The sequence below is a fragment of the Actinocrinis sp. genome (assembly GCF_035653575.1).
Classification (GTDB): Bacteria; Actinomycetota; Actinomycetes; order Streptomycetales; family Catenulisporaceae; genus Actinocrinis.
The window spans coordinates 13,170-25,960 of sequence record NZ_DASRBQ010000081.1; the positions used below are offsets into that span (position 1 = coordinate 13,170).

At 72.7% G+C, this 12,791-nt stretch carries 10 protein-coding genes; all 10 read left to right on the forward strand.

Translation table 11 applies throughout. The features are described 5' to 3' along the window. The first annotated feature begins 45 nt into the window (after positions 1–45). From ppdK to hypE, 10 genes are read left to right on the forward strand one after another with little or no spacing between them, the layout of a single operon-like run. Complete coding sequence (gene ppdK / locus VFA06_RS12110; protein WP_414639880.1) at positions 46–2,817, forward strand: pyruvate, phosphate dikinase; 2,772 nt, start codon at positions 46–48, stop codon at positions 2,815–2,817. Continuing rightward, positions 2,814–4,058 (forward strand): 4Fe-4S dicluster domain-containing protein, encoded by a 1,245-nt coding sequence (locus VFA06_RS12115; RefSeq protein ID WP_324840603.1) that lies wholly within the window; start codon positions 2,814–2,816, stop codon positions 4,056–4,058. Before ppdK ends, VFA06_RS12115 begins: the two co-directional genes overlap by 4 nt. Next, entirely contained in the window at positions 4,055–4,972 is a 918-nt protein-coding gene (locus VFA06_RS12120; protein ID WP_324840604.1) for an FAD/NAD(P)-binding protein, read from the forward strand. The genes VFA06_RS12115 and VFA06_RS12120 overlap by 4 nt, the downstream gene beginning before the upstream one ends. Before the next feature lie 3 nt (positions 4,973–4,975). Continuing rightward, positions 4,976–5,830: a hypothetical protein gene (locus VFA06_RS12125; protein WP_324840605.1), complete on the forward strand. Its 855-nt coding sequence runs from the start codon at positions 4,976–4,978 to the stop codon at positions 5,828–5,830. Next, the gene (locus VFA06_RS12130; RefSeq protein ID WP_324840606.1) at positions 5,827–7,173 is read left to right on the forward strand and encodes a Ni/Fe hydrogenase subunit alpha; all 1,347 of its coding nucleotides are present in this window, start codon (positions 5,827–5,829) and stop codon (positions 7,171–7,173) included. The genes VFA06_RS12125 and VFA06_RS12130 overlap by 4 nt, the downstream gene beginning before the upstream one ends. A 5-nt stretch (positions 7,174–7,178) precedes the next feature. Then, complete coding sequence (locus VFA06_RS12135) at positions 7,179–7,775, forward strand: hydrogenase maturation protease (protein WP_324840607.1); 597 nt, start codon at positions 7,179–7,181, stop codon at positions 7,773–7,775. Beyond that, entirely contained in the window at positions 7,772–10,246 is a 2,475-nt protein-coding gene (gene hypF, locus VFA06_RS12140; RefSeq protein ID WP_324840608.1) for a carbamoyltransferase HypF, read from the forward strand. Before VFA06_RS12135 ends, hypF begins: the two co-directional genes overlap by 4 nt. 5 nt (positions 10,247–10,251) lie before the next feature. Then, complete coding sequence (locus VFA06_RS12145) at positions 10,252–10,509, forward strand: HypC/HybG/HupF family hydrogenase formation chaperone (RefSeq protein ID WP_324840609.1); 258 nt, start codon at positions 10,252–10,254, stop codon at positions 10,507–10,509. Beyond that, the gene (gene hypD, locus VFA06_RS12150; RefSeq protein WP_324840610.1) at positions 10,506–11,642 is read left to right on the forward strand and encodes a hydrogenase formation protein HypD; all 1,137 of its coding nucleotides are present in this window, start codon (positions 10,506–10,508) and stop codon (positions 11,640–11,642) included. The genes VFA06_RS12145 and hypD overlap by 4 nt, the downstream gene beginning before the upstream one ends. A gap of 7 nt (positions 11,643–11,649) precedes the next feature. Continuing rightward, positions 11,650–12,780, forward strand: coding sequence for a hydrogenase expression/formation protein HypE (gene hypE / locus VFA06_RS12155; RefSeq protein WP_324840611.1), 1,131 nt, complete (start codon positions 11,650–11,652; stop codon positions 12,778–12,780). The last annotated feature ends 11 nt before the right edge of the window (positions 12,781–12,791 follow it).

Here is a 12,791-nt window from a genome sequence, read left to right on the forward strand (position 1 = left end):
TGAAGGCGAAGCCAGGACGACGCCGAAGGGGACGGGTTCACCATGATGAAGGCCGATACGCATGGCGCCGCGCAGCGCAACCAGCCGCCCGACCGTTACGTGTACGACTTCGCCGACGGCAAGGCGACGATGGCCGACCTGCTGGGCGGCAAGGGTGCGAACCTGGCGGAGATGACCAGGCTCGGCCTGCCGGTCCCGCCGGGCTTCACCGTCACCACCGAGGCCTGCCGCCACTACCTCAAGACCGGGCGGCTGCCCAGCGGCCTGGACGCGCAGATCGCCCGCCACCTGGCGCTGCTGGAGGAGACGACCGGGCGGCGGCTCGGCGACGTGGACGATCCGCTGCTGGTCTCGGTGCGCTCCGGGGCGAAGTTCTCCATGCCCGGGATGATGGAGACGGTCCTGAACATCGGGGTCTGCGACGCCACCGTCGCCGGACTGGCCAAGCGGTACGGCGACGAGCGGTTCGCGTGGGACTGCTACCGCCGGCTGGTGCAGATGTACGGCCGCACGGTGCTCGGCGTTCCCGCCGAGGAGTTCGAGCGCGCGCTGATCCAGGCCAAGGTCCGCAAGGGACTGGCAGCGGACGCTCCGGACACGGCGCTGGACGCCGACGCGCTGCGCGCGCTCACCCGCCACTTCCAGCGCATCGTGCGCGAAAGCAGCGGACAGGAGGTGCCGCAGATCCCGCGCGAGCAGCTGGGCGGCGCGGTGCGCGCGGTATTCGAATCCTGGGACGGCAAGCGGGCGCGGATCTATCGCAGGCGCGAGGGCATCCCGGACGACCTGGGCACCGCGGTGACCGTGATGACCATGGTCTTCGGCAACCTGGGCGCCGATTCGGGAACCGGCGTCGGTTTCACCCGTGACCCGGCCACCGGAGCCCCGGGCGTGTACGGCGACTACCTCTCGGACGCAGAGGGCGAAGACGTCGTCTCCGGCGTGCGCAACACCCTGACACTCGAGCAGTTCGGCACGCTCGACCCGGACGCGTACCGGGAACTGCGCCGACACATGGCCACGCTCGAGGAGCACTACCGGGACCTGTGCGACATCGAATTCACCGTCGAGCGCGGCAAGCTGTGGATGCTGCAGACCCGGGTCGGCAAGCGCACCGCGGCCGCGGCCTTCCGCATCGCCGCCAACCTGCTGGCCGACGGACGCATCGACGAGGACGAAGCCCTCTCCCGGGTGACCGGCGAGCAGCTGGCCCAGCTGATGTTCCCCTGCTTCGCCCCCTCCGGCGGGGCCGTCGCCCCGATCGCCAAGGGCATCGCCGCCTCCCCCGGTGCCGCGGTGGGACGCGCGGTGTTCAGCTCGGCGGACGCCGTCGCGCGCGCCGCGGCCGGCGAGCACGTCATCCTCATCCGCCGCGAGACCAACCCCGACGACCTGCCCGGCATGATCGCCGCCTCCGGCGTGCTGACCGGCCGCGGCGGCAAGACCTCGCACGCCGCCGTGGTGGCCCGCGGCATGGGCCGCACCTGCGTGTGCGGCGTGGAGAGCCTGGAGATCGACGAGCAGAACGGCACCGCCACCGTCACCCGCGGCGCGTCCGCCGGCACCGTCATCAGCGCCGGTGACCTGATCTCGATCGACGGCACCGACGGCTCGGTCTACGACACCGAGATCCCCGTGGTCAGCTCCCCCGTGGTCGAGTACTTCGAAGGGCACGGGTCGCAGACCGGCGACCCGGTCGTGGCGGCCGTCGCCCGGCTGCTGCAGATCGCGGACCGCCGCGCCCGCCTCGGCGTGCGTGCCAACGCCGACACTCCGGCCGACGCCGCCCGGGCGCGCCGCTTCGGCGCCCACGGCATCGGCCTGGCCCGCACCGAGCACATGTTCCTCGGCGACCGGCGCCCGATCGTGGAGCGGCTGATCCTGGCCGACACGCAGCAGGATCGCGCGAACGCGCTGAGCCGGCTGCTGGAACTGCAGCGCGCGGACTTCACCGGGCTGCTGGCCGCGATGGACGGGCTGCCGGTCACCGTCCGGCTGCTCGACCCGCCGCTGCACGAGTTCCTGCCCGACCTGACCGAGCTCTCCGTCGAGATCGCCGTCGCCGACGCGACGCACCAGCCGGTGGAGCCCAGCCGGCGCGAACTGCTGGCCGCGGTGCGCCGCTGGCACGAGCAGAACCCGATGCTGGGCCTGCGCGGCGTGCGCCTCGGCCTGGTGGTGCCCGGACTCTACGCGATGCAGGTGCGCGCGCTGGCCGAGGCCATCGTGGCCAGGCGTGGCGACGGCGGGGCTCCGCTCGCGCACATCATGATCCCGCTGGTGGCCGAGGCGCACGAGCTCGAGCTGGCCAGGGCGGAGGCCAAGCGGGTGCTGCACGAGGTGGACCCGGGCCTGGTGGTCTCGGTGGGCGTGATGATCGAGCTGCCGCGCGCCGCGCTGACAGCGCGCCGAGTGGCCGAGTACGCGGAGTTCTTCTCCTTTGGTACCAACGACCTGACTCAGACCACCTGGGGCATGAGCCGCGACGACGCGGAGGGTGCGTTCTTCCCGGCCTATCTGGAGCACGGCGTGTTCAGCGCCTCGCCGTTCGGCACGATCGACCCGGACGGCGTCGGGACCCTGGTGCGCGCGGCCGTCAAGCGCGGCCGCTGGACCCGGCCGGACCTCGAGATCGGCGTGTGCGGGGAGCACGGCGGCGATCCGGCCTCCATCCACTTCTTCCACCAGGCGGGCGTGGACTACGTCTCCTGCTCCCCGTTCCGGGTGCCGGTCGCGCGGCTCGAGGCCGGACGCGCCTCGGTGCTGGCCGACCGCGCCGCCGCGGGAGCCGGCGCGGTGGGGAGTGACACCCGGTGATCGCCCTGCCCCTGGCCTTCGGACACTCCGCGGCCGGCGGTGAGCCGGCCCCGGGAGGCCGCGGCGCGCGCGAAAGCGCCTCGCAGCTGACCGTGGACGGGATCGGCGCCCTGGTGGCCGAGCTGCGCCGGCGCGGCTACCGGGTGATCGCGCCGGTACGCCGCGACGGCGCGCTGGTCCTGGACGAGGTCCGGGACGCCGGGGAACTGCCGTGGGGGCTGGGCGTGGAGAGCGGACCCGGGCACTACCGGCTGGTCGAGCGCGGCGACGGCCAGCTGTTCGCCGGCGCGGCCGGCCCGATGCCGTGGAAGCGGTTCCTGCGCCCGCCGCGCGAGAAGATCCTTGACGCCGACCGCACCCCCGGCGGCGGTTTCACCGTCACCGAGCCCGACCCGAGCGAGGAGCCGCCGCTGGCGTTCCTCGGCGTGCGGCCCTGTGATCTACGAGCCCTGACGATCCTGGACAAGGCGCTGCTGACCGCGGGCGGCCGGTCCGGGTACGCGGTGCGCAGATCGCGGGCGTTCATCGTGGCCGTGGAGTGCACCGAGCCGGCCGAGACCTGCTTCTGCGTCAGCGCGTCGGCCGCGCAGGGGGTCAACTGCGGGCCGGGCGCCGACCCGGCCGCAGCCCCGGGCGCGCCGCGCCACGACCTGCTGCTGACCGAGGTCACGGGCGGCGGCGGTCACCGGTTCCTGGCGCGCAGCGGCTCCTGCCGCGGCGCCGAGGTCCTGGCCCGGATCGCGCACACCACGGCCGACACCAGGACCATCGACGCGGCGAGCCGAGCGGTCGAGCGCGCCGCGGCCTCCATGCGACGCACGCTGCCCACCGTCGACCTGCGCTCGCTCATGGCCGCCTCGGTCGAGGCGAAGCACTGGCGCGACGTCGCAGAACGCTGTATCGCCTGCGGCAACTGCACGCTGGTGTGCCCCACCTGCTTCTGCACCACCACCGAGGACACCACCGACCTGACCGGCGCGCACGCCGAGCGGTGGAACAGCTGGGACTCCTGCTTCGACCTGGACTTCTCCTACATCTACGGCGGCGAGGTGCGCTCCAGCGTGCAGAGCCGCTACCGCCAGTGGCTGACCCACAAGTTCGGCACCTGGCAGGACCAGTTCGGCGACTCGGGCTGTGTCGGCTGCGGACGCTGCATCGCGTGGTGCCCGGCGGGCATCGACCTGACCGAGGAACTCAAGGCCCTTCAATCGGAATGGGAACTGGAGGCGGACGACGCGTGAACGCCTCGACCCGAGACACGCGCGCCCGCGCCGCGCACGCCGTACCGGCTCCCGCCATCCCGGCTCCGGCGGCCACGCGGCCGTCCCCGATGGCGCCGCTCCCGTACGTCGTCACCTCGGTGCACCGGGACACCTACGACACGGTGACGCTCGTACTGGAACCGGAGGACGCGGCACTGCCCAGCTGGGAGCCGGGCCAGTTCACCATGATGTACGCGTTCGGCGTCGGCGAGATCCCGGTCTCGGTGAGCGGAGATCCCTACCGGCAGGACCGGCTCGTGCACACGGTGCGTGACGTGGGCGCGGTCTCGCACGCCATCGCCTCGGCGCGAGCCGGGGACGTGCTGGGCGTGCGCGGCCCGTTCGGGCACGGCTGGCTCTCGGACGGCTGGCCGCAGCACGATGTCGTCGTGGTGGCGGGCGGCCTGGGGCTCGCCCCGTTGCGCCCAGTCGTCTACGGCCTGGTCGCGCACCGCGCCAAGTTCGGCCGGGTCACCCTGGTCGTGGGCGCCCGGACGCCGGCGGACCTGGTCTACACCCGCGAATACGAGGCCTGGCGGTCCTGCGGACTGGACGTACGGGTGACCGTGGACCGCGCGACGCCCGACCAGGACGGGCGGCCGTGGACCGGCCAGGTGGGTCTGGTGACCGCCCCGCTGGCCCGGGTGGCGCTCGATCCGGAGCGGACCACGGCGTTCGTGTGCGGGCCCGAGGTGATGATGCGCGCGGCGGCCGAGGCGCTGGCCGACCGGGGCGTCTCGGACCAGCAGATCCTGCTGTCGCTTGAGCGCTCGATGAAGTGCGGCATCGGCGTATGCGGGCACTGCCAGCTCGGTCCCGATCTGATCTGCCGCGACGGGCCCTGCGTGACCTACCGGCACGCCGCGCCGCTGCTGGCCGTCAAGGAGCTGTGAACCATGTCCCCCGCGACCGTCACTCCTCAGCCCGAGGTCACCGAGACCGCCGCGCCGAGCCTCGCGGTGTGGAAGTTCGCCTCCTGCGACGGCTGCCAGCTCTCCCTGCTCGACTGCGAGGACGAGTTGCTCGCGGTGGCCGGACGGGTGCGCATCGCCTCCTTCCCCGAGGCGACCCGCTCGGTGGCGCCGGGCCCGTACGACCTCTCCCTGGTCGAGGGCTCGATCACGACCCCCGAGGACGCCGAGCGCATCCGCGAGGTGCGCGCGCAGTCCAAGTACCTCGTCGTGCTCGGCGCCTGCGGCACCAGCGGCGGCATCCAGGCGCTGCGGAACTTCGCCGACGTGGCCGAGTACTCCGCCGCGGTCTATCCCACCCCGGAATATCTCAGCACCCTCAAGAACTCGACGCCGATCCGGGACCACGTGAAGGTCGACTACGAGCTGCGCGGCTGCCCGGTGGACCGCGGCCAGCTGCTCGAGGTGATCACCGCCTATCTGGCGGGGCGGCAGCCGGCGATCCCGGATCGCAGCGTCTGCTACGAGTGCAAGGCGCGCGGCGCGGTCTGCGTCACCGTCGTGCACGGCACGCCCTGTCTCGGCCCGGTCACCCACGCCGGCTGCGGCGCGCTGTGCCCGGCCTTCCAGCGCGGTTGCTTCGGGTGCTTCGGCTCGACCCGGCAGGCTCGCGTCCGCGCGATGGCCCGGCTGCTGCTGGCCGAGGGCGCCTCGCCCGACGCCCTGCTGCGCACCCTGAGTTCGGCCAATCCCGCCGACTCGGCCTTCCGCGCCCTCGGCGCGCAGATCGAGCGCGACGCCGCGGCGGCGGGCGACGAGAAGGAGGCAGGACGGCCATGACGCACCGTCAGGAACGGCTGCTCGAAGTGGGCTCGCTCGCCCGGGTGGAGGGCGAGGGCGCACTACGCGTCGTGCTCGACCACGGTCGGGTGACCGAGGCGCGGCTGAACATCTATGAGCCTCCCCGATTCTTTGAGGCCATGCTGCGCGGCCGCTCCTACCTCGAACCGCCGGATATCACCGCGCGGGTATGCGGGATCTGCCCGGTCGCCTACCAGCTCACCGCCTGCAGGGCGATCGAGGACGCCTGTGGCGTGACGGTGCCGCCGCAGATCAACGCGCTGCGGCGGCTGCTCTACTGCGGCGAGTGGATCGAGAGCCACGCGCTGCACATCTACCTGCTGCACGCCCCGGACTTCCTCGGCTATCCCGACGCCATCGAGCTGGCCAAGGACCACCGCGCGGTCGTCAGCCGCGGCCTGGCCCTGAAGAAGACGGGCAACGACCTGGTCGAGGTGGTCGGCGGGCGGGCCATCCACCCGATCAACGTACGGGTCGGCGGCTTCCACCGGGCCCCGGCGCGCAGCGAGCTCGACGCGTTCAAGAACCGGCTGGACGACGCCCTCGAGGCGGCGCTGGAGACCGCGCGGTGGGCCGGGGACTTTACGTTCCCCGAGTTCGAGACGCCGCACGCGCTGCTCGCGCTGGACGACGCCGGGACGCACGGCGGAAGCCGCAGCCTGGCGACCGGCGGCGCGGGCCCGCGCTATCCCATCGAGTCCGGGCTCGGCGTGATCACCACCGCCGGCGTCGGCTTCCCGCTGGAGGACTTCGAACACTACGTCAGCGAGTCGCAGGTCCCGCATTCGACCGCGCTGCACGCGAAGCTGCGCGGCGTCGGCACCTACCTGACCGGCCCGCTGGCGCGTTACAACCTGGCCGGCCCGAGGCTGTGGCCGGTCGCGGCGCAAGCGGCCCGCACCGCCGGCCTCGGCCGCCTCGAGCGCAATCCGTTCCGCTCCGTGCTGGTGCGCGCCGTCGAGGTGGTGCAGGCCGTCGCCGAGGCCCGCGCGATCATCGAGGCCTACCAGCCGCCGGACCCGCCGTTCGTGCCGGTCGAGCCGCGGGCCGGCCGCGGCCACGGCGCCACCGAGGCGCCGCGCGGCCTGCTCTACCACCGCTACGACGTGGACGAGCGCGGCGTGATCACGGCCGCGCGGATCGTGCCGCCCACCGCGCAGAATCAGGCCGCCATCGAGGCCGACCTGCGGCTGGTGGTGCAGGCCGGAGCGCAGCTTGACGACGAGCACCTGACCCTGCACTGCGAGCAGGCGATTCGCAACTACGACCCCTGCATCTCGTGCTCGGCACATTTCTTGGACCTCGACGTGACCAGAAGGTGAGCGCCATGTCAGCCTTCGAGACCATCGTGATCGGCGTGGGCACCGATCTGCGCGGCGACGACGGATTCGGCGGCGCCGTCATCGAGGCCCTGCGAAAGCGGCCGTCCGTCTCCGACAATGCGCTGCTCGCCCGCTGCGACGGCGAGCCGGCCCGGATGATCGACCTGTGGGAGGGCTTCCGCTACGCGTTGGTGATCGACGCGGTACGCGGCGGTTCCGAGCGATTCGGATTCGTCTACCGGCACGATTTCGCCGCCGCCGCGACATCCGGATCGGCGCAGCGGCAGGGTGAGACGGTACCCGGTGGTGAACCCGCCGGCAACGGGCACGCGATCGGAGTGGGCGCGGCCGTGCGCCTGGGCCGAGTGCTCGATCGGCTGCCCGGCCGGCTGATCCTCTACGCGGTGCACGGGCGGGACTTCCGGCTCGGCGCCCCGCTGTCCGCACCCGTGGCGCAGGCCGTGCCCGCGCTGGCCGGGCGGATCAGCCGGGAGATACTCGGCGTGCTCTCGATCGGCGCGGGCCGGGACCAAGGTCCCGGGGCCGGCCGGTCGAGCGGCCCTGTGAGGGTCCTGCCACCGCGCGCGACGCTGAGGGCATGACCGCGACGCTGCCGCACCCGCTGCACGCCCGACGCGACCCGACGGCCGCGGACCCGCCGGCCCCCGGCTGCGAGCGGCGCCGCTGGGAGGTGCGCGGGACGGTGCAGGGCGTCGGCTTCCGGCCCTTCGTGCACCGGCTGGCGACCGAGTTGGCGCTGGCCGGGCGGGTGCGCAACACCGGCGGCACCGTCCTGATCGACGCAGAGGGCCGTCCACAGGCGCTCGACGCTTTCGAGGCACGGCTGCGCGCGGAGGCCCCGCCGCTGGCCGCGATCGCCACGCTGGTACAGCTGCCCGCGCGTGACGGCGGGTGGCCGGCCGGGTTCGTGATCGAGGAGTCGCTCGCCCTTGAGGCCGCCTCGGGCGGCGCGGCGGCGCCCGCGCACCGCGACGTGCCTCCGGACACCGCGATCTGCGACGCCTGCCTGGCAGAGCTCTTCGATCCGCGGAACCGCCGCTACCGGTATCCGTTCATCAACTGCGTAGATTGCGGGCCGCGCGCCACCATCATCGACGATCTGCCTTATGACCGGCGGCGCACCGGGATGGCTGGATTCGAGCTCTGCGAAGCCTGCGCGGCCGAATATCGGGATCCGGCGAACCGCCGCTTTCATGCGGAGCCGGTCGCCTGTCCGGAGTGCGGGCCGCGGCTGCACTGGCACGACTTCACGATCGCGACACGGTGTGAAATCGCGACACTGGGTGAAGAGGCGCGCGATCGGGAAACGCTCGGCGAGGAAGCACTGAGGGCCGCCGCGGCCTGTGTGGCCCGGGGCGGCATCATTGCGCTCAAGGGCCTGGGCGGCTTCCAGTTCGTGTGCGACGCGACAAACGAAGCGGCGGTCGCGCTGCTGCGCAAGCGCAAGCACCGCCCGAGCAAGCCGCTGGCCGTGATGGTCGCCGACCTGCGTTCAGCCGAGGCCTACGCCCGGCTGTCCGCGCTTGAGCGTCAACTGCTGACCGGCCCGGCGCGGCCGATCGTCCTGGTCGAGCCGCGTACGCCGCGCGGACGCCTCCCCATCGCGCCCGGGGTGCGCCAAGAGAGCCCGACCCTCGGCCTGTTCCTGCCCACCACGCCGCTGCATCATCTACTGCTGCGCGCCATGGGCCGGCCCCTCGTGGTGACCAGCGGCAACCTCGGCGGCGAGCCGATCGTGATCGACGACGAGACCGCCCGAGCCAGGCTGCACGCGGTCGCGGACGGGATCTGCGGCCATGACCGGCCGATCCTGGCCCGCTACGACGACTCGGTGACGACCGTGAGCGCCGACCGGCCGGCCGTCGTGCGCCGCGCCCGCGGCTATGCCCCGGCGCCACTGTCCCTCCCGATCGCGGCGCGCCGTCCGCTGCTTGCCGTCGGCGCGCATCTCAAGCACACCTTCACCCTCGCGCAGCGCGCCACCGCGATCACGAGTGCACACATCGGCGACCTCGGGGACGCGGCAACGCACGAGGCCTTCGACCGCTGTCTGCGCCGACTCAGCCGGCTGCACGCCATCGTGCCCGAGTACGTCGTGCACGACCTGCACCCCGGCTACCTTTCGACCCGGTATGCGGATCATTTCCCTGAGAACCGGCGGATTGCGGTCCAGCACCACCACGCGCACATCGCCTCCTGCGCCGCCGAACACGGACTGACCGAGGACGTCATCGGGGTTGCCTATGACGGCCTCGGGCTCGGCGAGGACGGAACGCTGTGGGGCGGTGAGGTGATGGTCGCGAACCTGCACGGATACACCCGCCTCGGGCGCTTTGCCCGCGCTCCGCTGCCCGGCGGTCCGGCCGCCGTGCTGCATCCGGCGCGGATGGCGCTCGGCTACCTCGCGGGGCTGGAGCGGTTCGGCGCTGGACAGTTCGGCGGCGGGCAGTTCGACGGCGAAGCAGTGTCCTGCTTCACTGACCAGCTCGATCCGCGTGAGGTGTCCACCGTGCTGCGCATGGTGGCGCGGCGGATCAACTGCCCGGCGGCCTCCAGTGCGGGCCGGCTCTTCGACGCGGTGGCTGCGTTGCTCGGTCTGCCTGCCGCGCTACCTCCCGGTGCGCGAATCAGCTTCGAAGGCGAGGCGGCAATCGCGTTGGAGAACGCCGCGGGGGCGGTGTCCGCGCCGGCATTGCCGTGGCGCTTGGTGCGCGTGGACGGGCTCTGCGTCTACGATCCGCACCCCACGCTGGCCGCATTGCTTGACGGCGTGGCCGCGGGTACGTCGACCGCACGCCTGGCAGCCGGCTTCCATGAGGCCATCGCCGAGGCGACCACCGCAATGGTCGAACAAGCCGTGCGCGTCGTCGGCGCCAAACCAGTGTGCCTTTCCGGCGGCGTGTGGCAGAACCGCCGACTGGCCGCGGCGGTCGTCTCCAGCCTGGAGGACACCGGCCTCGACGTCTTCGTGAATCAACGGGTTCCGTGCAACGACGGCGGCATCAGCTACGGCCAGGCCGCCATCGCCGCGGCTCGTCTCAGCGAGAGGTGAGCGCGATGTGCCTGGGCATTCCGGGACGGATCACGCAGATCCGCGAGAGCGATCCGTTTCCGATCGCACTGGTCGACTACGGCGGCGTACGCAAAGACGCCTGCCTGGCGTACATCCCGGACGCGGTGATCGGCGAATACGTGATCGTACATGTCGGGTTCGCCATCGCACGGGTCGATGAGGCGGAGGCACTGCGCACGCTCGACGTGCTGCGCGCCATGGGCGACCAGGTCACGCAGGAGCTCGGGGAGCCGCTGCGATGAAGTACCTTGACGAATACCGCGACCCGGCGCTGGCCCGCACGCTGCTCGCGCAGTTGCGCGCCACCGCTACCCGGCCGTGGCGGATCATGGAGGTCTGCGGCGGGCAGACCCACACTCTCGTGCGTCAGGGCATTGACGAACTGCTGCCGGCCGGGATCCGGATGATCCACGGCCCGGGCTGCCCGGTGTGCGTCACTCCGCTTGAGATCATCGACAAGGCACTGGCGATCGCCTCGCGACCCGAGGTGATCTTCGCCTCCTTCGGCGACATGCTGCGGGTGCCGGGCTCGCGCACCTCGCTCGCGCAGCTGCGCGCGGCCGGCGCGGACGTGCGGGTGGTCTACTCGCCGATGGACGCGGTGAGCCTCGCGCGGGCCGACCCGGACCGGCAGGTGGTTTTCTTCGCCGTCGGGTTCGAGACCACCGCCCCGGCGAACGCGGGAGCCGTACTAGTCGCCGAGCGGCTCGGGGTGACGAACTTCTCGATCCTGGTCAGCCACGTGCTGGTGCCCCCGGCGCTCACCGCGATCCTGGAAGCAGAGCACTGCGAGGTACAGGCCTTCCTCGCGGCGGGCCACGTGTGCGCGGTGATGGGCTGGACCGAGTACGAGCCGCTGGCGGCCAAGTATCAGGTGCCCATCGTGGTGACCGGGTTCGAACCCTTAGACCTGCTCGAAGGCATCCTCATGACGGTCCGTCAGTTGGAAGAGGGCCGCGCACAGGTCGAGAACCAGTACGCCCGCGCGGTGCGGCGCACCGGCAACGGCGCCGCGCAGGACGCGATCCGCCGGGTGTTCCGGGTCACGGACCGCACCTGGCGCGGTGTCGGCCCGATCCCGGCCAGCGGCCTGCGGCTGGCCGAAACGTACGCCCGCTTCGACGCCGACGAGCGCTTCGGCACCGGCGACGTACACGCGGTCGAGGAGCCCCGGTGCATCGCCGGGCGGATCCTGACCGGACAGTCGCTGCCGACCGACTGCTCGGCGTACGGCACCGACTGCACGCCGCGCAACCCGCTCGGTGCGCCGATGGTGTCGGGCGAGGGCACCTGCGCGGCCTTCTACTGCGCGGGACGCAGGGCGGCACGCCCCGTTCCCGTCACCGACCTGACCAGTGTTCTGAATCGCAGGTGAGAAGCCCATGTCAGTGATCAACGATCCGGTTCAGGCGACCTGCCCGGCGCCGCACGCGGAGCACGAGCGGGTGCTGCTTGGGCACGGCTCCGGCGGCCAGCTCTCCGCGCGCCTGCTGCACGACGTGATCGTGCCGGGCCTTGGCGCGGCGGCCGCGGACCTCAGCCTCGACGACGCCGCGGTGCTCGACCTCGAGCCCTTCATCGCCCCCGCTGACGGCAGTGCCGGCGGCGGCGCGGGCAGCGAGGACCTGCGCTCCGGGAGCGTGGTGGTGACCACCGACTCCTTCGTGGTGGACCCACTGGAGTTCCCGGGCGGGGACATCGGCGCGCTGGCGGTGCACGGCACGGTCAACGACCTGGCGATGCGCGGCGCGCAGCCGCTCGCGCTGACCGTGGCTCTGATCGTGGAGGAGGGTTTCGCGCTGGCCGACCTGCGCCGCCTCGTCGCGTCGGTCGGCCGGGCGGCCGCGCGGGCCGGCGTTCCAGTGGTCGCCGGCGACACCAAAGTGGTCGGGCGCGGCTGCGCGGACAAGCTGTTCATCACCACGACCGGCTTCGGCCGCCGCGCGCCGCGGGCCCGCTGCTCGGCCACCGCGATCCGGCCCGGCGACGCGATCCTGCTCTCCGGACCGATCGGCCTGCACGGGGTGACGGTGCTGGCCACCCGCGAGGACCTCGGCTTCGACGCCGATCCGCAGCTGCGCTCGGACACCAGGCCGCTGCACCGCCTGGTGCAGGCGATGCTCGACGCGGGCGGCGCCGACGTGCACGCGCTGCGCGACCCGACCCGCGGCGGGCTCGCCTCCGCGCTCAACGAGCTGGCCGAGGCGTCGGGAGTCGGCATCCTGGTCGAGGAGGACGCGATTCCGGTGCCGCCCGTCGTCGCGGCGGCCTGCGATCTGCTCGGGCTTGATCCGCTGCACGTGGCCAACGAGGGCTGCGCCGTCGCGTTCGTCCACCCGGCCAGCGCCGACGCCGTGCTCGCCGCGATACGCTCGTGCCCCGAGGGCGCCGAGGCGGTGCGCATCGGCACCGCCGTGGCGGACAACGCGGGCCGCGTCGCGCTTCACACGCTCGTCGGCGCCTACCGCATCGTCGACATGCTCGTCGGCGAACAGCTCCCCCGTATCTGCTAAGAGCTCGTATC